Raw genomic sequence first — 22,495 nt, 5'->3', positions numbered from 1 at the left:
CGCCCGCCGCGGAAGATCACATGCCCATTGTCCGTCGGCGGGCCGGGCCCCGCACGCGGGTCAGTGGCCGTTCTGGGCCAGGCGCAGCAGGTGGTCCGCGAGGGCCTGTCCGCCGGTGGGCTCACGACTGATGAGCAGCAGCGTGTCGTCCCCCGCGATCGTCCCCAGGATGTCCTGCAGCTCCGCCTGGTCGATCGCGGACGCGAGGAACTGCGCCGCCCCCGGAGGGGTCCGCAGGACGACCAGGTTCGCCGACGCCTCCGCCGAGATCAGGAGTTCCTGGGAGAGGCGCCGCATCCGCTCCTCCTTCGCCGACTCCCCCAGCGGCGCCCGCGGGGTGCGGAACCCCCCCTCGCTCGGCACCGCGTAGATCAGTTCCCCGTCGGTGTTGCGGATCTTCACCGCGTTCAGCTCGTCGAGGTCCCGGGAGAGCGTCGCCTGGGTGACCGTCAGCCCGTCGTCGGCGAGCAGCTTCGCGAGCTGGCTCTGCGACCGCACCGGCTGCCGGTTGAGGATGTCCACGATCCGGCGGTGCCGGGCGGTCCGGGTCTGCGGTACCGCGGGCCCCGCCCCGCCGGACTGGTCGAACTCCTGCGCCTGGCTCATCGTCGTCTCATTCTCCGGATCGTCCGTCCCCGCTCGCTGCGTCGAGGATGCCGGGCAGGGCACTGAGCAGCGCGTCCGCCTCGTCGTCGCGGAGGTTCAGCGGGGGCATCAGCCGAACGACGTCCGGGGCGGGCGCGTTCACCAGGAACCCGGCCTCCTGAGCCGCCTGCTGCACCTGCGCTGCCAGCGGCTCGGTGAGCACGATACCCAGGAGGAGACCCGCGCCCCGGACATAATCGATCAACCGGTGGCCGAGGCCCTCGATTCCGTCCCGCAACTTCTCGCTCTGCCGCTTGACGTTCTCCAGCAACCCCTCGTTCTCGATGGTGTCGAGAACGGCGAGCCCGGCGGCGCAGGCGACCGGGTTGCCGCCGAAGGTCGTGCCGTGGTGGCCCGGCTGGAGGAGGTCGGCGGCCCGGCCGAAGGCCACCGTCGCGCCGAGCGGCAGTCCGCCGCCCAGTTGCTTGGCGAGGGTGACGACATCGGGCAGCACGCCCTCGTGGGCCTGGTACTCGAACCAGGTACCGGTCCGGCCGATGCCGGTCTGCACCTCGTCGAGGACGAGCAGCGCGCCGGTGGCGGCGGTGATCGCGCGGGCCGCCTTGAGATAGCCGGCCGGGGGGACAATCACGCCGTTCTCGCCCTGCACGGGCTCGATGACGACCAGGGCGGTGTCCTCGGTGACGGCGGCGGCCAGCGCCTGTGCGTCGCCGTAGGGCACGTGGGTGACGTCGGCGGGCAGCGGGCGGAACGGGTCCTGCTTGGCGGGCTGCCCGGTGAGCGCGAGGGCGCCCATCGTACGGCCGTGGAAGCCGCCGTCGGTGGCGACCATGTGGGTGCGCCCGGTCAGCCGGCCGATCTTGAAGGCGGCCTCGTTGGCCTCGGCGCCGGAGTTGCAGAAGAAGACCCTGCCCTCCCGGCCGAAGAGCTGGAGCAGCCGTTCGGCGAGGGTGACGGTGGGCTCGGCCATGAAGAAGTTGGAGATGTGGCCGAGGGACGCGATCTGCCGGGTCACGGCCTCGACGATCGCCGGGTGGGCGTGGCCGAGCGCGTTGGTGGCGATACCGCCGACGAAGTCGTGGTACTGGCGGTCCTCGGTGTCCCACACCTTGACGCCCTCGCCGCGTACCAGGGGCAGCCGCGGGGTGCCGTAGTTGTTCATGAGCGCGCCCTGCCACCGTGTGGTCAGTTCCTGGTTGCTCACGACTGCTTCCCCTCCTGCTCGTCGGGCACGACCATCGTGCCGATGCCTTCGTCCGTGAAGATCTCCAGCAGGATCGAGTGCTGGACCCGGCCGTCGATGACGCGGGCGGTGGTGACGCCGTTGCGTACGGCGTGCAGACAGCCCTCCATCTTCGGCACCATGCCGGAGCTCAGCTCCGGCAGCAGCTTCTCCAGCTGGGAAGCGGTGAGACGGCTGATCACCTCGTCGGAGTTCGGCCAGTCCTCGTAAAGGCCCTCGACGTCGGTGAGGACCATGAGGGTCTCGGCGCCCAGCGCAGCAGCGAGTGCCGCAGCCGCCGTATCAGCATTGACGTTGTAGACATGTCCATCGTCCTGGGAGCGGGCGATCGAGGAGACGACCGGGATCCGGCCGTCGGCGAGCAGGGCCTCGATCGCGCCCGTGTCGATCGCGGTGATCTCGCCGACCCGCCCGATGTCGACGAGCTCGCCGTCGATCTCGGGCCGGTGCTTGGTGGCGGTGATGGTGTGGGCGTCCTCGCCGGTCAGCCCGACGGCCAGCGGGCCGTGCTGGTTGAGCAGGCCGACCAGCTCCCGCTGCACCTGCCCGGCCAGCACCATCCGTACGACGTCCATGGCGTCCTCGGTGGTGACCCGCAGCCCGGCCTTGAACTCGCTGACGATGCCGTGCCGGTCCAGGGCGGCGCTGATCTGCGGGCCGCCGCCGTGCACGACGACCGGCTTGAGGCCGGCGTGGTGCAGGAAGACGACGTCCTGGGCGAAGGCGGCCTTCAGGTCCTCGTCGATCATGGCGTTGCCGCCGAACTTGATGACGACGGTCCTGCCGTTGTGCCGGACCAGCCAGGGCAGCGCCTCGATGAGGATCTGGGCCTTGGGCAGCGCGGTGTGCTTTCGCGTGGTGCTCATGACGAGTAAGCGCTGTTCTCGTGGACGTAGTCGGCGGTCAGGTCGTTGGTCCAGATGGTGGCGGTCTCGGAGCCGGCCGCGAGGTCGGCGACGATGTGCACCTCGCGGTAACGCATGTCGACCTTCTCGCGGTCCTCGCCCACCCCGCCGTTCTTGCAGACCCAGACGCCGTTGATCGCGACGTTCAGCCGGTCGGGCTCGAAGGCGGCCTTGGTGGTACCGATGGCGGAGAGCACGCGGCCCCAGTTGGGGTCCTCGCCGTGGATGGCGCACTTGAGGAGGTTGTTGCGGGCGATGGAGCGGCCCACCTCGACGGCGTCGTCCTCGGAAGCGGCGTTGACCACCTCCACCTTGATGTCCTTGCTCGCGCCCTCGGCGTCCCGGATCAGCTGCTGGCCGAGGTCGTCGCAGACGGCCCGTACGGCCTCGGCGAACTCCGCGTACTCCGGGGTGACCTCGGCGGCACCGGAGGCGAGCAGCAGCACGGTGTCGTTGGTGGACATGCAGCCGTCGGAGTCGACGCGGTCGAAGGTCGTGCGGGTGGCGGCCCGGAGCGCCTTGTCCAGGACCTCGCTCTCGACGACGGCGTCCGTGGTGAGCACGACCAGCATGGTGGCGAGGCCGGGGGCGAGCATGCCGGCGCCCTTGGCCATGCCGCCGACGGTCCAGCCCTCCTTGGCAGTCACCACGGACGTCTTGTGCACCGTGTCGGTGGTCTTGATGGCGATGGCGGCCTTCTCGCCGCCGTGCTCGGACAGCTGGACGGCGGCGGTGTCGACGCCGGCGAGCAGCTTGTCCATGGGCAGCAGGACGCCGATCAGACCGGTCGAGCAGACGGCGACCTCGATGGCACCGCGCCCCAGCACCTCGGCGACCTTCTCGGCCGTCGCGTGGCTGTCCTGGAAGCCCTTGGGGCCCGTACAGGCGTTGGCGCCGCCGGAGTTGAGGACGACGGCCGAGACCTGGCCGCTCTTGAGGACCTGCTCGGACCACAGCACCGGCGCGGCCTTCACCCGGTTGGAGGTGAAGACGCCCGCGGCGGCACAGCGAGGTCCGTTGTTGACCACGAGGGCCAGGTCGGGGTTGCCGTTCTCCTTGATCCCGGCCGCGATGCCCGCGGCCGTGAATCCCTTCGCTGCCGTCACGCTCACGGCGCAACTCCGATCGTGGTCAGCCCGGTGGTCTCGGGGAGTCCCAGGGCGAGGTTCATGCTCTGGACGGCACCGCCCGCGGTGCCCTTGGTCAGGTTGTCGATGGCGCTGATGGCGATGATGCGGCCGACGGCGTCGTCGTACGCGACCTGCACCTGAACGGCGTTGGAACCGTAGACGGACGCCGTGGCGGGCCACTGCCCCTCGGGGAGCAGGTGGACGAAGGGCTCGTCGGCGTAGGCCTTCTCGTAGGCGGCCCGGACGGACTCGGCGGTCACTCCGCGCTTCGCCGCGGCGCTGCACGTGGCGAGGATGCCCCGGGGCATCGGCGCGAGGGTCGGCGTGAAGGAGACGGCGATCCGCTCCCCCGCCACCGCGCTGAGGTTCTGGATCATCTCGGGGGTGTGCCGGTGGCCGCCGCCGACGCCGTACGGCGTCATGGAGCCCATGACCTCGCTGCCCAGCAGATGCGGCTTGGGCGCCTTGCCGGCGCCGGAGGTCCCGGAGGCCGCGACGATCAGCGCCTCGGGCCCGGCGATCCCGGCCGCGTAGGCCGGGTACAGGGCGAGGGAGACGGCGGTGGGGTAGCAACCGGGTACCGCGATGCGCCTGGACCCCTCCAGCGCGGCGCGGGCACCCGGCAGTTCGGGAAGGCCGTAGGGCCAGGTACCGGCGTGCGGGGAGCCGTAGAAGCGCTCCCAGTCGGCCGGGTCCTGCAGGCGGAAGTCGGCGCCCATGTCGACGACGAGGACGTCCGGGCCGAGCTGCTCGGCGACGGCGGCGGACTGGCCGTGCGGCAGGGCGAGAAAGACGACGTCGTGCCCGGCGAGGGCTTCGGGGGTCGTCTCCGCCAGCACGCGGTCGGCCAGCGGCAGCAGGTGCGGCTGGAGCCCGCCCAGGCGCTGCCCGGCGTTGGAGTTGCCGGTCAGGGCACCGATCTCGACCTCGGGGTGTGCGAGGAGCAGTCGCAGGACCTCTCCGCCCGCGTATCCGCTCGCTCCGGCAACCGCCGCACGTACCGCCATGTCCATCCTCCTCTGGATGGCATGACTATACGGTTCCCTGCACTTTTATGCAACGGACTGCTCCGCCACCGCACCCCCCGAGCGCACCGGCGGCATGGCGATGATGCCCATGAGGGGACACGGGAGAACGTCCTACCCGTGCCCTCCCGGCGTCGTCCCGGCGTCCTCTCCGTGTCCGGGAGTGCGAGGAGACGGACCCGTGCCGGGGCCGCCGCGGCGATCCCGCCGGGGCCCGGGGCCGTCCTTCGATGACAGGATGTCCGGCAGGAGCCGGGCGGCCGAGATCACGGGGTGGGACGAATGGCGGACACGACCCTGGGGGCGCTCGACAACGTGCCGTGGGAGCGGCTGGAGCCCGCTCTGGCGCAGCATCCGGGCGCGGAGATGCGGCGCGCTCTGCTGCGTCTGGCGGGCCAGGGCGGGGCGGCGACGGAGGAAGACTGCCACCCCCTGTACGAGTGCCTCGCACTGGGTGCCGGACGCGTGCCTTCCGCCTCGACCGCCGCACTGCCTTTCCTCGTCGCCCTCGCCGGCGATCCGGACATCGGCGTCCGGATCGAACTCGTGCGGCTGACGGTGTACCTGTCCGAGACGGTGATCGCGGCCGAACCGGACCGGGTGGACCCTGGGTGGCACGAGACGTGGCGGAGTCAGCACCCCCGCTTCAGGGCGCTGCTCGCGGACCCAGGGCCCGAAATACGCCGGGAGGCCCTGCTGCTCACGGCGGAGCCCGGTGTGCTGCTGGAGCGGTGGCACGCCGAGACGGATCCGACGGTGCGGCTGCCTCTGCTGCTCAGGCTCGGCGCCAGTGCCGCGGGCTGTGCCGACGCCGATGCGCTGGACCGGGTGCGCGCGGTGGTGGCCGAGGTACTGCGGACCGGATCTCCGGTCATGCGGGTCGCGGCCGTACACGCCTGGGCCGCGTTCGTCCCTCGGGAGCCGGTCCAGGAGCTGGACCTGCTGGTGGAGATCCTGTCCGACCCGTCCGTACGCCACCGCTTCGAGGAGACCTGGTACGAGCCGGACGTGGACGATGCCTTCAGCCGTGAGGACGTGGTCTCCCGGACGGCCCGCCTGCTGGAGTGCGCGCCGGCCACCGCGCTCTCCTTCGTCGTCCACCTCATCGGCGCGGCACGCCGGACGGGCGACGCCCCGCTGTGCCGGGCCGCGCTGGACGAGGCCTGGCGGCTGCTGGTGGTCCGGCCCTCCACGGCGTCCGAGCTGCTCCCCCTCGCGGGTGGGCTGCTCGCCGACCCGGACGCCGGTGTGCGCTACCGGGCCGCCCACCTGCTCGCGGCCCTGGGAGCACGTGCGGCCCCCTACGCCGACGACCTGGCCCGGCTGCTGGACGACCCCGGCGAGGCCGAGGACCTGGAGGGCACCGTCGGCGACCACGCCCGCTGGGCGCTGACGCGCATCGGCGACCCGCGCGCCCTGCCCGGACTGGTCGAGCGGCTCCACGAGCCGTACCGGGGCGACTACTCCCGCTCGTACTGCACGGGTGATCCACGCCTTCCGGAGGTTGCGGAGGTGCTGACCCCGCTGCGGGCACACGCGGAGAGCCTGCTGCCCCCGATGCGCGGGCTCCTGCGCGAGGACGGCGCGGACGGTCCGCTCACCGGCGCCTTCCTCGAGGTCCTCACGGCCTGGGGACCGGCCGCGGCGCCCGCGCTGCCCGAGGTGGCGGCCCTCCTGGACGACGCCCGGCACTCGCTGAGCGCACTCGACACCCTGGTGGCGATGGGGCCGGCCGCGGCCTCCGCCGAGCCCGCCGTGCGCGGTTGCACGGTCCTCGACTTCCCCGCCAACCACCAGAGGGTGGCATGGGCCGCCTGGCGCCTCGGCGGCGACCGTGACACGGCGCTGCGGCTCGTCGGCGAGGCGGTGCTGTCCGAGGACGGGGCGTGCGGCGCCGCCCTGCTCCTCGGCGACTTCGGCCCGGTGGCTCTGCCGTATGCCGACCGGGTACGGCAGGTCATGGACGACTGCGACACATGGTGCGCGATGTGGCCGGCGATCGCCCTGTGGTCGATCACGGGCGAGACGGAGCCGAGCCTGTCTGTCCTGGAGAAGTACGTCCTGGCCGTCGCCGACGGCGACGACTCCTTCGGCAGCTTCCTCACCGCGCTGCGTGCCATCGCCCGGATCGGCACGGTCTCACCGGCCGTGCGGTCCGCCCTGCTTGCGGTGCGGGAGCGCGACCGGCGGCTGTCGCCGTACCGGGACTACCGCGCGTTCCTGGACGACGAGGAGATCCGGTCCGTGATCGACGAGGCGCTCGCTCTCCCTACGCCGCCTCCACCTTCGGCAGCATGACCCAGCGCGACACCACGAAAGTCACCGGAATCGCCGCCGCCGACGCCATCAGCGGAGCGAACCTGCTGCCGGCCTGCAGGACGTCGACGATCACGTACACCCCCACCGTGGTGATCACGAAATTCGTCGCGTTGGTCAGCGGGAACAGCAGGAACTTACGCCAGGTGGGCCGTATTCGGTAAGTGAACTTCGCATTGAGAAAGAACGAACCGATCATGCTCAGCAGAAACGCGAGAATATGCGCGGCGAGGTACGGCAAATACATCAGGAACAGCAGGTAGAGGCCGTAGTACGTCGCCGTGTTGATGACCCCGATCACCGCGAAGGTGATGATCTGGCCCGATATCGGGCGGGTGGGTCCGGTGGTCGTCAGGGCGTTCGGCATCAGGGGATGAGGTCCTTCGTCGTGCCGCGGGTGCGGTCTTCCGTTCGGTGCACGTTCGTCGCCTTCACCAGGAAGTGCGGGCGCCCCTTGACCTCGTAGTAGATCCGGCCGGTGTACTCGCCGATGACCCCGAGCATGATCATCTGTACGCCGGCCAGGGCGGTGACGGCTGTAATGATGGTGACATAGCCCGGCGTCTGGACGCCGTTGATCATCGCACCGCCCACGATCCACGCCGTGTACACGCCGGCCAGGGCCAGCAGGGTCATGCCGAGGTAGAGCGCGGCGCGCAGCGGGCGGTTGTTGAAGGAGAGCAGTCCGTCGAGGCCGTAGTTGAGCAGGCTGCGGAACGACCAGGAGCTGGAGCCGTGTTCGCGCACCGCGTTCTCGTACTCGAAGGTGGTGCTGGGGAAGCCGACCCAGGCGAACAGGCCCTTGGAGAACCGGTTGTACTCGGTGAGGTCCACGATCGCGTCCACCACCCGGCGCGACATCAGCCGGAAGTCGCCCACGCCGTCGACGAGTTCGACGTCGACGAGCCGGTTGATGAGCCGGTAGTAGAGGCGGGCGGTGAGGGTGCGGGTGAAGCGGTCGCCCTGCCGGGTGCGCTTGGCGATGACCTGGTCGTAGCCCTCGCCGCGCAGTTCGACCATGCGCTTGATGAGCGACGGCGGGTGCTGGAGGTCGGCGTCCATGACGATCACGGCGTCGCCGGTGGCGTGCTTCAGGCCGGCGAGCAGGGCGGACTCCTTGCCGAAGTTGCGGCTGAAGGAGACGTACCGGACGCGCGAGTCGCCGTCGGCGATCTGGCTGAGCAGGGGCAGCGTCCTGTCACGGCTGCCGTCGTCGACGTACACGAACTCCATGTCGTGACCGAGCGGCAGAAGCTCGTTGGCGATCTTCTGGACCTGCTCGTGGAAGCGCTCGATGACGTCTTCCTCGTTGTAACAGGGCGCGACGATCGATATCAGCATGGGTTTCTCCCCTGGGGACGGGTCAGTGAGCGGCGGTCGTGCGCTCGCCGGAGCGGGCGGCGGTTCTGCGGCGCAGGGCCGAGAAGGTGCCGAGCAGGATCAGAGTCAGCAGCGAGGCGCCGCCGACGGCCGTGCCCAGGCGCAGGCCGGGCGGGTGGAACGTGCAGGTGAGGCTGGTCGCGGAGGCGCCCAGCGGGACGGCGATCAGGCCGTGGAACTCGCCCGCCGCGGCCTCGTCGCCCCCGGCGGAGCAGCGCCAGCCGGCGATCCGCGGGGCGGCCACGACGGCGGTTCCCGTGCTGCCGGCGGGGAGGCGGGCGTGCAGGGTGCCGTCGGAGACGGTCACCTCGGTCGCCCCCGTGGCCTTCAACTGCTGTACGGCGGCGCGCAGTCTGCCGGTGTCGAGACAGCCGACCGCGCCCTGCGCCGGGACGCGGCCGAGCCGGTTGGGCTTCAGGTCGATCCGTACCTGCCCCGAGGCTCGAACCGTGCCGAGCGGCTGCATCGCGGCGATCTTCGTGCCCTCGGCGTCGGACCGGTAGAGCTGCTGCTCCCCGCCGCTGGCCAGTTGTGCCGTACCGGAGTAGTGCGGCGCCCACAGGAACGCTTCGCTGCCGGCCTGGCAGCGCGCGGTGAGCGTCTGCGCTCCGTCGACCAGCAGTCCGCGCGCCTCGTCGCCCCTGCGCGCACCGCTGAGGGTGGTACGGGGCAGGGTGTAGACGCGGGTGCCGAGCAGCAGTTCCTGGTTGCGGTACGGCGAGGGGCCGAAGGAGGCCGGGGTGGTGCGCGGGGCGGCCGGCCGCACGGTCACCAGCGGCGGGACGTCCTCGCGGGTGACGGTCGAGGGGCCGCCGCCCTGGGGCAGCCACTTCTGGTGCGGGTCCGGCGGGTTGTGCACCCGGGCGCCCACCGAGAAGACCGCGTCGGTGACCGGGTTGTCGAGGCTCTGCAGGCTGCGGCCGCGCGAGGTCCAGCCGCCGCCGAGCGCGGTGAGGGTACGGCTGAGGACGTCCGAGGTGAGGCTGCTGTAGTACTGGGAGCCCTGGCCGCCGACCATCATCGGGTCGTTGGCGACGGTCTGGTCGCGGCCGGGTTCGGTGCGGTACTTGGGCCAGGCGTCGGCCTCGGCGACGGCGTCCGCCTCCCGCTGCTGGCGGTCTCCCCAGGGGGCGTAGTCGTCCATCTGGTTGAGGCGCATATGGGTGGCCACGGCGGAGGTGGCGGCGGCCTCGCCGAACTGGGCGCCGATCAGCAGCACCGCGGCGAGCCCGGCGAGGACGGGCCGGCCGTCCCTGAGGCTGAGGAGCGCGAGCCCGCCGAGGGCACCGGCGACCGCGAGCAGCACCACCGGCCAGGTGTGGTGGGAGTGCTGCTGGGTCAGGGTGCTGCGGCCGGCGACGGCGCCGACCAGGGCCAGGAGCACGGCGGCCGCGCCCAGGGCACGCCAGTCCGGCAGCCCGTAGGCAAGAGCATGCCAAGCCGCTATGACCAGCAGGGCGCAGAACACGAAGGCCTGCCGGTAGGAGCTGCCGTTGGGGGCGGCGAAGGCGTGCCAGGCCAGGCTGGTCGGCGCCCACTGCAAGGACAGGCCCACGGCGAGCACCAGCACCGTCCAGCCCGCCCGCACCCGGACCGGCACCTTCCGGTGGAAGGGCAGGGCCAGGGCGAGCACCAGCGCGGTGATGCCGACATAGAGGGCCGGGGAGCTGTAGCTGTAGGTGGTCGGCAGCAGCCGGGCGAACAGGTCGTCGGCCCCCACCGGGGCGAAGTGGCCCTCGCGGCCCGGGTAGGCGTGCTTGGTGCCGGAGTAGACGACGATCACCAGCGGTGCGGCCAGGCCGACCCCGAGCCCGACGACGACCGCGGCCCGGCCGACCACCGCCAGTGCCCGCCGCCACGGCAGTTCGGCGAGGACCAGCCGGAGCAGCAGCACCAGGGCGGCACCGAGGGTGGCCATGTAGGCGGTGTAGAAGTTGGCGGTCCAGGCGAGTGCCACGATCAGCACGCTGAGCAGCGGGCGCCGGCCGGCCATGGCCCACTCGCCGACCAGGCAGAGCAGCGGCAGCGCGATCAGCCCGTCGAGCCACATCGGGTTGAAGGAGGCGAGCGCGAGGCTCCAGCCGCACAGGGCGTAGGAGGCGCCCAGGATCCCGGCTCCCCACCAGCGGCCCCGGCGCAGGCTGAGCAGCAGCCAGGCCATGGCGGCGCCGGCGACCGCCGTCTTCAGCACGGTGATCACATACACCGCGAGGTCGATCTCGTCGCGCGGGAACACCCCGACCAGCAGGGCGAAGGGGCTGCTGACGTAGGTGCCGATGTCCGGCAGGAAGCTGGAGCCGTAGCCGGCTTGCCAGTTGAGGACGAGCCCGCCGTCCGCCCTGCCGTGCAGCAGGTCCCACAGGTGCGCGTGGAAGGGCACGTACTGGTTGCCGAGGTCGTTGACGCTGCGCGTGTGGGACCCGAAGGGGTAGCTGCGGGCCACGACGTCGGCCGCACAGAAGGTGACGGCGGTGAGGAGCGCCGCGAGCAGGGCGGCCGCCCTGCGCGGATCGGCGTCGAGCCGTCGCGCGGGTCCGGTCTCCCGCTCTTCGCCTCCCGCCGGTTTCACCCCCTGTTCGCGCCCGGACAGGGTCGTGCGATTCATTCTGTGCGGCCCCTAGAGAAAACGGGGGTGTACTCCCCGCTGGTCGGTGTTTCGCCGACTAAGACGGGTAGAAGTTCCTGATGGTTGTACGTCTCCTGTGAAGTAATAACTCGAATTCCGAATCCGCGTGCGATATCGCAAAGAATTCGCGACTTTAAAGGGAACTGCGGATTTCAGGAAGGTGTTCTTCTGGTTAACGCGCCTGTGGCAGGCCTGTGTCGGCGTGACGGAGGGCCGTATCGCGCACCGCCTCCGGGGAGTCCGCCCGATGGGCGCGTTCGACGGATTGGCCCCAGTACGTCCCCGAGACGATCAGTGCGGCTCCCAGCACGGTGAGGGCGGTGAGGTGTTCGCCGCCGAGCCCGACGCCGACCAGGAGGGCCCACACCGGTTCGGTGCCCAGCAGCAGACTGGCCCGGGTCGCGGAGGTGCGCTGCACCGCCCAGGTCTGGGCGAGGAACGCGAGCAGGCCGCAGCACAGGGCGAGGTAGACCAGCTCGGCCCAGGTGACGGCGCCGGTCCGGGCGAGTGCCGGCAGGCCGGGCGCCGCCGGCACCAGGAAGAGGACCGCGCCGACGGCGGTCTGCACGGCCGTCAGCGGGAACGGACGCACGGCCCGGCCCGCGGTCACCCGCCCGACCAGCACCACATGACCGGCCCGGACCACCGCGGCCGCGAGCATCAGCAGGTCACCGGCGCCGGGGGCGCGCAGCCCGTTGCCGGACACCAGCAGCCCGACACCGACGACGCACACTCCGACGGCAAGGAAGAACCTCCCCGGCAGCCGCCCGCGGTCCAGGACCGGGGTGAGGACGAGGGTCAGGCTGATGATCAGGCCCGCGTTCCCGGCGCTGGTATGGGCGACACCGTAGGTCTCCAGGACGAGGACGGCGGCCTGGGTGAGGCCGAGGAGCGTGCCGTAACGCCTCTCGTCCCGGGTGAGCGGGCCGAACCCGCGCAGTGCGACGAGGCAGACGAGGGCGCCGATGGCGTAGCGCAGGAAGAGGACGATCAGCACGGGGAGGGCGTCCGTGGCCGTCTTCGCCGTCAGGTAACTGGAGCCCCAGACGACGGCGAGAGCCAGGAGCACCCCATCGGTACGACGGGTGTTCGGCATGCCGTTCACGATCCCTGGCCAGCACTTTGAAGTAAACGACGACTTGCTCAACCGACCCTGTAGCGAAGCTACACTCACGGCATGGACGAACGGCAGCTGCGCGTCCTGCGGGAGCTGGGCGAACTGGGCAGCGTCACGGCGGTCGCGGAAGCGCTGCGGGTGACGCCCTCGGCGATCTCGCAGCAGCTGCGCCTGCTCCAGCGGTCCCTCCCGGTACCGCTCACCGAGCGCGCCGGGCGCAGGCTGGTGCTCACGGCGGCCGGACAGGCCCTGGCCGACGCGGCGATCGAGGTGGAGACGGCACTGGCCCGGGCCCGCCACACCGTCGAGGAGTACGTCGACGAGCCCGAGGGGACGGTGTCGGTGGCGGCCTTCCACAGCGGGGCCGCCGCGTTCTATCCGCTGCTGCTGCGACAGGTGCGCGGCCCGGGCTCCCCGAGGATCACCCTGCACGACGAGGACGTGGCCCAGGCCGACTTCCCGCCTCTGACCCGCACCTACGACCTGGTCCTCGCCCACCGTCTCGACCACGCCCCGCCCTGGCCGCGGACCGCCACGGCCACCCCGCTGCTGCGCGAACCCCTCGACATCGCCCTGCCGGTCGGCCACCCGCTGGCCGCGCGGACCGCCCTGACCGCGCGGGACGTGTCCGGCGAGCCCTGGATCACCGTGCACGACGGCTTTCCGCTGCTCGCGACCGTCGAGGCCATCGCCGCCGCGGCCGGGCACCGGCTCGACATCGTCCATCGCGTCAACGAGACCTCGGTCGTCGCCGAGCTGGTGGCCGCGGGCGGCGGGATCGCCCTGATGCCCCGCTGGACGTCCCGCCCACACCCGGGCGTCACCCTCAGACCCCTCGCCGGCATCGAGGCCCACCGCCACATCGACGCCCTCCACCGCCCCGAGCGCACTGCCCGCAGGGCGGTACGGACCGTGCTCGGCGAACTGCGGGCCGCGGCGGAGACCATCCGCGTCAGGGGCTGATCGCGAAACGGGCTTGACCTGGAGCACGCTCCAACTCCTAGCGTTCCCTCCATGGACGCACGAGCTGACACGAGCGAGAGCACCACCCGTGACGAGCGTTTCGCCCGCGGTCTTGAGGTCATGAGCCAGGTCGACGGCGGGCTCCGGGAGCGGGTCCTGGAGTCGCTGGCCGACATCAGCCCCGAGCTGGGCCACCAGGTCGTCGCCTGGGGCTTCGGGGAGATCTACTCCCGGCCCGAACTGGTGCCCCGTGACCGGCAGTTGGTGACCCTGGGCATCCTCACCGCGCTGGGCGGCTGCGAGCCCCAGCTGGAGGTGCACATCAACTTCTCCCTGAACGCGGGACTCACTCCCCAGGAGATCGTCGAGGCGCTGCTGCACTCCGCCGGGTACTGCGGTTTCCCCAAGGCGCTCAACGCCACCCTGGTCGCCAAGAAGGTCTTCGCCGAGCGTGGGCTGCTGCCGGTCGGGCAGCAGCCCACGCCGGGGGCTACTTCTGCCTGATCCGCAGGAAGGTGACCGAGTTCGCCGGGAAGGTGTACGTGAACCGGTCGGCGACTCCGGTGAAGGTGGACGTGACCGGGGCGACCGCGGTGGACGTCTCGGTGTTCACCGCGTCCGGCGCGGCCGCGAGCGTGGTCACCTTCGCCTTCCTCGACACCTCGGCGCCCCCGAGGTCGACGGCCGTACGGGCCGCCGCGGACTGGGCGTTGACGACCTTGACGATCAGGTCGCCGGTCTTCTTGTCCCGGGTGACGACCTGCCGGAACGGCTCGGCCGGCTTGTCGTCGGTGAAGCTGCCCCACTCCTGCCCGTCGAGGGAGAGGGTGACCTGCCGCCCCCGCACCCTGATGTCGACGTCGTAGGTCCGGCCGGTCTGCACCGACCCCGGCTTGGCGATCAGCGTCGACTTGCCGCCGTCCACGGCCTGCTCGACCGCGCTCTGGGTGTTGTTCCAGCCGCCGATGTTCCACCAGTAGTAGGTGCCGGTGTCCTTGACGCCGAAGGCGACGAGGAAGCCCTCCTTGCCTGACTTCTTGGTGGCCTTCACGTGCAGGTCGTAGTCGTGCCAGGAGGGGTCGCCGGCGGAGACCATGGTGTTCTCCGCGGTGTCCGAGGTCTCCACGTACTGCCCGTCCTGGACGGTCCAGCTGCCGGTGCCGGTGTGGGTCCACCGGGAGGCGTCACCGGAGAAGTCGTCGCTGAGCAGGGTGTTCCCGTCGGCGTCGGTCACCTTGACGTCGTCGTAGGCGGCGCTGGTGTTCCAGGTGGACAGGCCGACGGCGCCGGTGATCGGGGCGAGCAGGGACGGCGTGCCGGTGGCCGTGGAGGGGACGACCCGGTCGCCGACGTTGTTCATGAAGAGCTTCTGGACCTCGTAGTTCGCCGAGCCCCAGGAGGCGTGGTTGTTGAACCACACCATGTCCGGGCTCCACTGGACGTAGTCCTCGTTGGCGAACAGCGGGGCGTAGGAGGCGAGCTTGACGACGTCCGCGTTGCGTTCGAGGCCGGTCATGTAGGCGGCTTCGGCGAGGCCGTTCTTGAAGGCGTTGCCGCCTGAGGCGTATTCGCCGAGGAAGACCTTGGGCCCGCTCCTGTCGTAGGAGTCGTAGCGGTCGTTGTTCTGCAGGAACCACTGCGGGCTGTTGTAGTAGTGCTCGTCGACCATGTCGACCTTGGCGTCCCTGTTGAGCTGCCAGGCCGTGTCGAAGGTGGTGCCGGAGTCGTCCGGGCCGGCGTTGGAGATGACCTGCATGTACGGGTACGCGGCCTGGATGGCCGCCCGGAACCGCGTGAAGCGGGCGAAGAACTCGGTGGGGAGGTTCTCCTCGTTGCCGACCTCGATGTGGGTGAGGTGGAAGGGCTTGGGGTGGCCCATCTCGGCCCGTTTCCGGCCCCACTCGCTGGTCACCGGGCCGTTGGCGAACTCGATGAGGTCGAGGGTGTCCTGGATGTGCCGCTTCAGCAGCGCGTCGTCGTCGACGGCCCTGTTCTGGCCGCAGCCGGTCACCAGGGCGGGGACGACGGGCAGCGGCATGGCGCCGATGTCCTCGGCGAAGCGGAAGTACTCGTAGTAGCCGAGGCCGTACGACTGGTTGTAGCCCCAGAAGTTGGCGTTCGTGGCGCGGGTCTCGACCGGGCCGATGGTGTCCTTCCACTGGTACGACCGCTTGCGCTGGTAGCCGGAGGCCGCGCTGTAGTCCTGCATCGAGCCGGTGTTGACCAGGCAGCCGCCGGGGAAGCGGACGAAGCCCGGGTGCAGGGCGGCGATCTTCTCGGCGAGATCCTTGCGCAGGCCGTTGGGCTCGTGCCGGTAGGTGTCGCGCGGGAAGAGGGAGACCATGTCGAGCGCGGCCGCGTCCGAGGTGGCCACGGTGAGGCGGCCGGTGGAGCTGGTGCGGGTCGCGGTGAAGGTCGCCCTGTACCGGGCCCAGCCGTTCTTCTTCACGGCCACCCGATGGGCGGTGGCGAGTGTGCCGCCGGCGTCCGACAGGCCTACGGTGAGGGTCGTGCGGCCCGCCGCGCGGGCCCAGACCGAGAAGTCGTACTTCTTGCCGTCCTCGACCCGGATGCCGGTGTTGTAGCCGGAGTTGGCGACGGCCGCACCCGCGGACAGGGAGAGGTAGTCGCGGTTGCGGTCGTCGAGGCGGCCGGAGTCGTCGACGACCTGGGCGGTCCCGGTGACCGTCCAGGCGGTGAGCGGGGTGTACGACTTGTTGTCGTCGGCCGTGTACTCGAAGGACCGGTTCTGGACGAGTTCCGCGTAGAGGCCGCCGTCGGCGGCGCGGTTGATGTCCTCGAAGAAGACGCCGTACATCGTCTTGTCGATCTTGGCGCCCTGGGATGTGGGGTCGACGGTGATCGCGTAGTCGGTGACGTCCTCGGCGTGGGCGGGCATCGGGACCAGTCCCACGGCGAGCAGGAAAGCGCTTGCTCCAAGGCCGAGTCTCAGCCGGGTGCGGTTGGTGCGTGACATGGATACTCCGCGGCTCGTGAAGGAGTTGACCTGGGGGGCCAGGCGCAACCGAGGTCAATCGGGTTCGAAATATCGGACAGCGGTCAGCACTTCGAACGGAAAGATAGGTACGGGGCATGAGCGCGTCAATGGGGCGGACGTCGGCCGGCTCCGGGACAAGTGCCACGGCGGGCGTAGGGTCGGGGGCATGGGGACCCTGCTGCCGTACCTGTTCGTGCTCGCCGGACTGGCCGTCGTCCCGGTGGCACTCACCCCGCTCGCGCGCTGCATCCGGCGGCGGGGCGGGGTGGGCGGTGCGCTCGCCGCGTACGAGGAGGCGTTCCGGGCGACCAGCCATGACGCCTACCACGAGATCCGGCAGCAGGCCGAGCGCAAGGCGCCGACCGGCTCCCCCCGCCCGAAGAGGCCGTGACCGAAACCATGACCGAAGGCGTACCCGTGGATGATTTCTGGCCGGTGGCGGATGTGCTCGCGCACCTGGCCGGACGGTGGCGTGTCGAGCGGAGCGTGCGGGACCTGGCGAGCGGGGACGAAGGGCGGTTCGAGGGGGCCACGGTGTTCCGGGCGCTGGAGGCGGGCGGGCTGCTGCACGAGGAGTCGGGGACGTTCACCTGGCAGGGGGTGGCGCGGCCGGCCGAGCGGACGCTGCGGTTCCTGCCGGGGCCGCGGCCCGGGACGGCGGACGTGCGGTTCGCCGACGGGCGGCCCTTCCACGACCTGGACCTGACCTCGGGGCGGTATGTCGCCGACCACCCGTGCGCGGCCGACCTCTACCGGGGCGAGTTCACCGTCCGGGACGCCGACCACTGGCGCACGGTGTGGCGGGTCGGCGGCCCGGCGAAGGACCTGGTCCTGACCACCGACTACGTGCGTGAGGCCTGAGACCGGACGAGCGGATCCGGCATCGGCCCACCGTGACGTGGGCACGACCGGCCAGCACGGCGCGGCGCACGGCCGACCGCGCGGTGCGCCACTTCCGGCGGACCGCTCAGGTGCGTGAGGCCTGGGCCGGCGACACGTCGAACCGCAGGTTCCAGCGGCCTCCGCGGCCCGTCACCGTGGTCGTCGACAGCGGGCGCACGTCGATGTTCCAGTAGGTCGACGGCGGCGCCTTGAGGGCGTAGACGAGCGCGGCCCGGATCACCGAGGGCTCGGCGACGGCGACGATCCGGCCGCCGTCGTCCACCGGGCGGGTGTCGAGCCAGCCGCCCACCCGGGAGATGAACGACAGCAGCGACTCGCCGCCGTGCGGGGTGGCGCGCGGGTCGGAGAGCCAGGCGTCCACCTGGTCCGGTTCCCTGGCCATCGCCTCGCCCAGCGTCAGCCCGCGCCAGCGGCCCATGTCGCAGTCGCGCAGGGCGAGCTGGACCAGCGGGGCGTACCCCAGACCCTCGCCGGTCGCGCGGCTGCGCGGAGTCGGCGAACAGTAGCGCAGCTCGGCCGCCGCGAGCGGTAGCAGGTCGGCGGCGACGCGCTGCACCTCGTCCCAGCCCGCCTGATCCAGGGGGCGGGCGTCCTCGAAGCGCTCCGCGAGCAGCGGTGAGCTGCGCGCGGCCGCGACGAACGTGACCCGAAGTGACATGCGGCGATGGTGTGACGCTCAAGTGCGCAGGTCAAGGGCTCTTGATACGTGAATTGCGCGAGGTGGGGGAAACGTTACCCAAAGGTCAGGAGGAGTCCGACAAGTCAACTGGAATGTCACTTCGGCGCCTCGTAGTAGAGCGCCATCCACTGGTCCGGGTGTTCGAGCGGGGCAAATCCGAGCTTCTCGTAGACCCCGTGGGCGTCGTGCGTGGCGAGCAGCACCCGCCGGATTCCGTACGGCCGCAGGTGCTCGCGGATCGCCCCGACCATCGCCGTGCCGACCCCCTTGCCGCGCACCGACGGGTCGACGTACACGTCGGCGAGCCAGGCGAACAGCGCCTGGTCGGTCACCACGCGCGCGTACGCCACCTGCTCCCCGGTGACGGTGTCGTACACCCCGAAGTTGAGGGAGCCCGTCATCGCCCGCCACTGCTGCTCCAGGGGACGGCCGGTCGCCCAGTAGGCGTCGGTGGACAGCCAGCGGTGGACGCGTTCGACGTCCACCCGGTCGGTGTCGGCGGAGAACTCGTAGCCCTCGGGGAGGCTGGGTGCGTCGTTCATGGGGGGATCCTCACCGGTCGGCCGCACCGGCGTCGATCGGATTTCAGAACGTGGATATCGGGGTCGGGCTTTCAGGCTGCGGGACGCAGCACCTCGTCGCAGGCCGTCCGCAGCCGTCGTACGCCCTCCAGGAGCTCCCCCGTCCCGGCGACCGCCGCGAAGCTCAGGCGGACGTGGGCGGCCGGGGGTTCGGCGCTGAAGTAGGGGCGGCCGGGAGTGACGGCGACGCCCGCGCGCAGGGCGGCGGCGGTCAGGGTTGCGTCGTCGACGCCCTCGGGGAGGCGGAGCCAGAGGTGGTAGCCGCCGGCGGGGATGTGCGGGAGGGCCAGTTCGGGGAGGTGGTGGGCGAGGGCGCCGGTGAGGGTGTCCCGGCGGGTCTTCAACGCGGCCGACAGGGCACGCAGGTGGCGGGGCCAGGCCGGGGAGCCGACGAGTTCGAGGGCTGCCTCCTGGAGGGGGCGGGGGACGAAGAAGGTGTCGACGATCTGGATGGCGCGCAGGCGTTCGAAGACCGGTCCGCGGGCGGCGAGTGCGGCCACCCGGAAACTCGGCGAGGTGGCCTTGGTCAGCGAGCCGACGTGGACCACGACTCCGTCGGGGTCGTCGGCGGCGAGCGGGCGGGGCAGCGGGCCCGCGTCGGCGTGGACCAGCCGTCGTACGTAGTCGTCCTCGATCACGAACGCGCCGGCCTCGCGGGCGATGCGCACCACCTCGGCGCGCCGGTCGGGGGCGAGGACGGCGCCGGTCGGGTTCTGGAAGAGGGGCTGGCAGACGAAGACCCGGGCGCCGGTGGCGCGGAACGCGTCGGCGAGGAGGGCGGGCCGCACCCCGTCGGGGTCGACCGGGACCGGGACCGGCCGCAGTCCGGCGGCGCGGGCGATGGCGAGCATGCCGGGGTAGGTGGGGGACTCGACGAGGACCGGGGCGCCGGGCGGGGCGAGCGCGCGCAGAGCGGTGGCGAGGGCGGACTGGCCGCCGTTCGCGATCAGCACCTCGGCGGCGGTGACCGCGCCGCCGATGTCCCGCGCGAACCATTCGCGCAGCTCGGGCAGCCCGTCGAGGGGCGGCCGCCCCCAGGCGCCGGGCCGGCGGCCGGCCCTCGCCAGGGCCGCCGCCATCGCACGTTCGGGTTCCAGGGAGGCGTGCAGGTAGCCGCCGCTGAGTTCCAGCACGCCGGGCGGCGGGGCGGCCAGGCAGATGGTGACCCCGGACGCGTCGACCGTGCGCGGTACAACGTCGAGGGCGCCGTCGGCGCTGAGCGCCACCTCCTGCCAGGAGGTGTCCCCGGTGGGCTCGGCCGTGGCACGCGGCCTGGCCTTGAAGGCGCCGGCGCCGGGCCGGGTGACGACCAGCCCCTCCGCGACCAGCTGGGCCAGCGCCCGGGAGACCGTCACCGGGCTCACCCGGAACCGCTCGACGAGGGCCCGACTCGACGGGAGCTTTCCTCCGGGAGAGTAGCGGTCGAGGTCTCGCCGCAGCTGTTCCGCCAGTTCAAGGACACTGCTACGCTCTTGCATGAGAGTACAGAGTAGCGCTACCGAGCCGACTTCGATAGCGGTCGGCACTCCCCCGGCCGCCCCCGCCTCCCATCGGGCCGGCACTCTGCAGGCCGCACTCGGTGTCGTCGCCTTCTCCCTCACCTTCCCGGCCACCGCCTGGGGCCTGGAAAGTTTCGGGCCCTGGGCGCTGGTGGCGGTGCGCAGCGTCCTCGCGGCGGCCCTGGCGGGCGGCTGCCTGCTGTTCCTTCGGGTACGACTGCCCGAGCGCCGGCACTGGGCGGGGCTGGCGGTCGTCGCGGCCGGCGTCGTGCTCGGCTTCCCGATGCTGACCACGCTCGCCCTGGAGACCTCCACCACTTCGCACGCGGCCGTCGTGGTGGGCCTGCTCCCGCTGACCACCGCCCTCTTCTCGGCCCTGCGCATGGGCATCCGCCCCTCCCGCACCTTCTGGGCGGCGGCCCTGGCGGGTGCCGCGGCCGTGCTGGTGTTCACCGTCGCCCAGAGCGGCGGGGCGCTCACGGCGGCCGACGGTTATCTGTTCGCGGCGCTTGTGGTGTGCGCGGCCGGCTACACCGAGGGCGGCCGGCTGGCCCGGGTCATGCCGGGCTGGCAGGTCATCGGCTGGGCGCTGGTGGGCTGCCTGCCGCTGACCGTGCCGGCCGCCGTGGTCGCGCTGTCCTACGAGCCGGTCGTCTGGAACCTGCACGGTGTGGCCGGTGTGCTGTGGGTGGCGGTGGGCTCGCAGTTCCTCGGTCTGCTGGTCTGGTACCGGGGCATGGCGGCGGTCGGCATTCCGAAGGCCAGCCAGTTGCAGTTGGCCCAGCCGCTGCTCACACTGGTGTGGTCGGTGCTGCTGCTGGGCGAGCACCTCACCGCGGCCGCTCCACTCACGGCCGCCGCCGTGCTCGTGTGCATCGCCGTCACCCAACGATCGCGATCGTGAGGAGGCCCTGGAGATGCGTGCATCCGAGGGCGACCAGCTTGTCCAGCACGGCAGGGTGGTCGGACAGCACGACCAGGTCTCGGAAGTCGTCCAGGTACTGGGCCCCGAGGGCAATCCGCCCTACCGGGTCCGCTTCGAGGACGGCCACGAGGCCATCATGTCCCCCGGTCCCGACTGCCAGGTCAGGCACCAGGAGACCCACCACCAACCGTAGGCCGCGGCGACGGGGTCGCCGGCCGCGCGCCGGTCAGTTCGGCGGGAGCGCCGGCTGCTGGTAATGGTCGGCGACCACCCGCGACAGCGCCCCGATCGGATCGGCGGCCACGTCCTGGGCCGCGAAGTAGACATGCCCGCCTACCTGCGGGTACTGGTCGGCGAGGGTCAGATGCCGGGACAGTTCGGCCGGATTCTGCCAGGCCGAGGGCGCGTCGGCGGCCCCGGCCCGGTACAGCGCCTCACCGATGTAGAGCCGGGTGCCGGACCCCTTCGCCACCCCCGCCCACCAGTCGACGACCTTGGTGTAATCGGCGGCCGCGTTGCCGATCTGCCAGTACACCTGCGGGACGATGTAGTCGATCCAGTTCTTCTGCACCCACTTCCGGGTGTCCGCGTACAGGTCGTCGTACGTCTCCACACCCGCCTTGGTGTCCGAGCCCCGGGAGTCGGTGGTGGAGTTGCGCCACACCGCGAACGGGCTGATACCGAACCGGGTGCCGGGCCGGAGCTTCTTGATCCCGGCGGCGGTCTCGGTCACCAGCTTGTCGATGTTGTCCCGGCGCCAGGCCGCCCGGGAGGAGAAGTCGCCGCCGTGGGTGTCGTAGGCGTCGTCGTCGTCGAAGGTCTGGCCGGCCACCGGGTACGGGTAGAAGTAGTCGTCGAAGTGGACGGCGTCCACGGGGTACTTGGCGACCGCGTCCAGGATCGCCTCCTGCACGAAGGCGCGCACGGCCGGGATGCCCGGGTTGTAGTAGAGCTTGCCGCCGTACGCCACCACCCAGTCCGGATGCTTGCGGGCCGGGTGCGTGGCGACCAGCTTGCCCGGGTCGGTGTTGTTGGCGATCCGGTAGGGGTTGAACCAGGCGTGCAGGTGCAGGCCCCGGGCGTGCGCCTCCTGGACGGCCACCCCGAGCGGGTCCCAGCCGGGGTTCTTGCCCTGGGTGCCGGTGAGGTACTGCGACCAGGGCTCGTGGGACGAGGGCCAGAACGCGTCGGCGGTGGGCCGCACCTGGAACATCACCGTGTTGAGCCGGTAGTCGACCGCCTTGTCGAGGAGGGCGGTCAGTTCCTTGCGCTGGGCGGAGGCCGACAGCCCGGTGCGCGAGGGCCAGTCACGATTGGCGACGGTCGCCAGCCACATGCCCCGCATCTCGGTGGCCGCACGCCGGGGCCGGGCCGCGGCCGTCGCCCCCGGTGCCGCCAGGGTCAGCGTCGACAGCGCCGCCACCGCGAACGCCCTGCGAGACACTTGTGCCATCGTGCGACCCTCTAACTCTCCGGATCCGCAAGGTCACGGATCGCCTCCGCGCCACAGGATGCCCCCACCCGCACGATCGATCATCGATACTTACGGGTAACGTGCACGAACGGAGCAGGCACCGGATCCGGAGGTCCTGCCGGCCG

General features: G+C 71.5%; 21 protein-coding genes. 7 read left to right on the top strand and 14 right to left on the bottom strand.

Features of this window, described 5'->3' with window-relative positions:
• Window positions 1–60: 60 nt before the first annotated feature.
• The 5 genes from ACWGJB_RS04755 to argC are packed head-to-tail and all read right to left on the bottom strand — an operon-like array spanning window position 61 to window position 4,891.
• Window positions 61–606, bottom strand: coding sequence for an arginine repressor (locus ACWGJB_RS04755; protein WP_351320293.1), 546 nt, complete (start codon window positions 604–606; stop codon window positions 61–63).
• Between the two features lie 7 nt (window positions 607–613).
• Entirely contained in the window at window positions 614–1,768 is a 1,155-nt protein-coding gene (locus ACWGJB_RS04750; RefSeq protein WP_453379030.1) for an acetylornithine transaminase, read from the bottom strand.
• 38 nt (window positions 1,769–1,806) lie between these two features.
• Window positions 1,807–2,715 (bottom strand): acetylglutamate kinase, encoded by a 909-nt coding sequence (gene argB / locus ACWGJB_RS04745; RefSeq protein ID WP_453378817.1) that lies wholly within the window; start codon window positions 2,713–2,715, stop codon window positions 1,807–1,809.
• Window positions 2,712–3,866: a bifunctional glutamate N-acetyltransferase/amino-acid acetyltransferase ArgJ gene (gene argJ, locus ACWGJB_RS04740; RefSeq protein WP_453378816.1), complete on the bottom strand. Its 1,155-nt coding sequence runs from the start codon at window positions 3,864–3,866 to the stop codon at window positions 2,712–2,714. The genes argB and argJ overlap by 4 nt, the downstream gene beginning before the upstream one ends.
• Window positions 3,863–4,891 (bottom strand): N-acetyl-gamma-glutamyl-phosphate reductase, encoded by a 1,029-nt coding sequence (gene argC, locus ACWGJB_RS04735; protein ID WP_453378815.1) that lies wholly within the window; start codon window positions 4,889–4,891, stop codon window positions 3,863–3,865. The genes argJ and argC overlap by 4 nt, the downstream gene beginning before the upstream one ends.
• Before the next feature lie 300 nt (window positions 4,892–5,191).
• On the opposite strand from argC, the gene ACWGJB_RS04730 reads away from it, so the two are divergent.
• Entirely contained in the window at window positions 5,192–7,207 is a 2,016-nt protein-coding gene (locus ACWGJB_RS04730) for a hypothetical protein (protein WP_453378814.1), read from the top strand.
• Here the strand turns inward: ACWGJB_RS04730 and ACWGJB_RS04725 are convergent.
• From ACWGJB_RS04725 to ACWGJB_RS04710, 4 genes are all read right to left on the bottom strand, one after another.
• The gene (locus ACWGJB_RS04725) at window positions 7,179–7,592 is read right to left on the bottom strand and encodes a GtrA family protein (protein WP_453378813.1); all 414 of its coding nucleotides are present in this window, start codon (window positions 7,590–7,592) and stop codon (window positions 7,179–7,181) included. The two genes, ACWGJB_RS04730 and ACWGJB_RS04725, sit on opposite strands and share 29 nt — an antisense overlap.
• On the bottom strand, window positions 7,592–8,566 hold the full coding sequence (locus tag ACWGJB_RS04720; RefSeq protein WP_453378812.1) for a glycosyltransferase family 2 protein: 975 nt from the start codon (window positions 8,564–8,566) through the stop codon (window positions 7,592–7,594). Before ACWGJB_RS04720 ends, ACWGJB_RS04725 begins: the two co-directional genes overlap by 1 nt.
• A 22-nt stretch (window positions 8,567–8,588) precedes the next feature.
• Window positions 8,589–11,210 carry a YfhO family protein gene (locus tag ACWGJB_RS04715; RefSeq protein WP_453378811.1) on the bottom strand — a complete coding sequence of 874 codons (2,622 nt, stop codon included), beginning with the start codon at window positions 11,208–11,210 and terminating at the stop codon, window positions 8,589–8,591.
• 193 nt (window positions 11,211–11,403) lie between these two features.
• Window positions 11,404–12,327 carry a DMT family transporter gene (locus ACWGJB_RS04710; RefSeq protein ID WP_453378810.1) on the bottom strand — a complete coding sequence of 308 codons (924 nt, stop codon included), beginning with the start codon at window positions 12,325–12,327 and terminating at the stop codon, window positions 11,404–11,406.
• Between the two features lie 81 nt (window positions 12,328–12,408).
• Here ACWGJB_RS04710 and ACWGJB_RS04705 point away from each other — a divergent pair, with 81 nt between their 5' ends.
• Window positions 12,409–13,311: a LysR family transcriptional regulator gene (locus ACWGJB_RS04705; RefSeq protein WP_453378809.1), complete on the top strand. Its 903-nt coding sequence runs from the start codon at window positions 12,409–12,411 to the stop codon at window positions 13,309–13,311.
• 51 nt (window positions 13,312–13,362) lie between these two features.
• Complete coding sequence (locus tag ACWGJB_RS04700; protein WP_453378808.1) at window positions 13,363–13,815, top strand: carboxymuconolactone decarboxylase family protein; 453 nt, start codon at window positions 13,363–13,365, stop codon at window positions 13,813–13,815.
• Here ACWGJB_RS04700 and ACWGJB_RS04695 read toward each other — a convergent pair.
• A complete protein-coding gene (locus ACWGJB_RS04695) occupies window positions 13,802–16,288 on the bottom strand; it encodes an alpha-L-arabinofuranosidase C-terminal domain-containing protein (protein ID WP_453378807.1) in 2,487 nt (828 codons plus the stop codon). The genes ACWGJB_RS04700 and ACWGJB_RS04695 overlap by 14 nt on opposite strands.
• Window positions 16,289–16,475: 187 nt before the next feature.
• Here ACWGJB_RS04695 and ACWGJB_RS04690 point away from each other — a divergent pair, with 187 nt between their 5' ends.
• On the top strand, window positions 16,476–16,700 hold the full coding sequence (locus ACWGJB_RS04690; RefSeq protein WP_453378806.1) for a hypothetical protein: 225 nt from the start codon (window positions 16,476–16,478) through the stop codon (window positions 16,698–16,700).
• 26 nt (window positions 16,701–16,726) lie between these two features.
• Window positions 16,727–17,170: a DUF6314 family protein gene (locus ACWGJB_RS04685; protein WP_453378805.1), complete on the top strand. Its 444-nt coding sequence runs from the start codon at window positions 16,727–16,729 to the stop codon at window positions 17,168–17,170.
• 106 nt (window positions 17,171–17,276) lie between these two features.
• Here ACWGJB_RS04685 and ACWGJB_RS04680 read toward each other — a convergent pair whose 3' ends face one another.
• The 3 genes from ACWGJB_RS04680 to ACWGJB_RS04670 all read right to left on the bottom strand — a co-directional run bounded on the left by ACWGJB_RS04680 (window position 17,277) and on the right by ACWGJB_RS04670 (window position 19,950).
• The gene (locus ACWGJB_RS04680; protein ID WP_351700479.1) at window positions 17,277–17,870 is read right to left on the bottom strand and encodes a histidine phosphatase family protein; all 594 of its coding nucleotides are present in this window, start codon (window positions 17,868–17,870) and stop codon (window positions 17,277–17,279) included.
• A gap of 116 nt (window positions 17,871–17,986) precedes the next feature.
• Window positions 17,987–18,433, bottom strand: coding sequence for a GNAT family N-acetyltransferase (locus tag ACWGJB_RS04675; RefSeq protein ID WP_453378804.1), 447 nt, complete (start codon window positions 18,431–18,433; stop codon window positions 17,987–17,989).
• A 71-nt stretch (window positions 18,434–18,504) separates the two neighbouring features.
• On the bottom strand, window positions 18,505–19,950 hold the full coding sequence (locus ACWGJB_RS04670) for an aminotransferase-like domain-containing protein (protein ID WP_453378803.1): 1,446 nt from the start codon (window positions 19,948–19,950) through the stop codon (window positions 18,505–18,507).
• Here ACWGJB_RS04670 and ACWGJB_RS04665 point away from each other — a divergent pair.
• Complete coding sequence (locus tag ACWGJB_RS04665; protein WP_453378802.1) at window positions 19,949–20,875, top strand: DMT family transporter; 927 nt, start codon at window positions 19,949–19,951, stop codon at window positions 20,873–20,875. The two genes, ACWGJB_RS04670 and ACWGJB_RS04665, sit on opposite strands and share 2 nt — an antisense overlap.
• Window positions 20,876–20,888: 13 nt before the next feature.
• Window positions 20,889–21,089 (top strand): DUF1918 domain-containing protein, encoded by a 201-nt coding sequence (locus ACWGJB_RS04660; protein WP_360490178.1) that lies wholly within the window; start codon window positions 20,889–20,891, stop codon window positions 21,087–21,089.
• Between the two features lie 33 nt (window positions 21,090–21,122).
• Here ACWGJB_RS04660 and ACWGJB_RS04655 read toward each other — a convergent pair whose 3' ends face one another.
• Entirely contained in the window at window positions 21,123–22,349 is a 1,227-nt protein-coding gene (locus tag ACWGJB_RS04655) for a glycoside hydrolase family 10 protein (protein WP_453378801.1), read from the bottom strand.
• Window positions 22,350–22,495 lie beyond the last annotated feature (146 nt).

This window comes from Streptomyces sp. NPDC054813, from assembly GCF_053611365.1.
The sequence above is the reverse complement of the archived record's forward strand: the minus strand, read 5'-3'. Positions and strand labels throughout refer to the sequence as shown.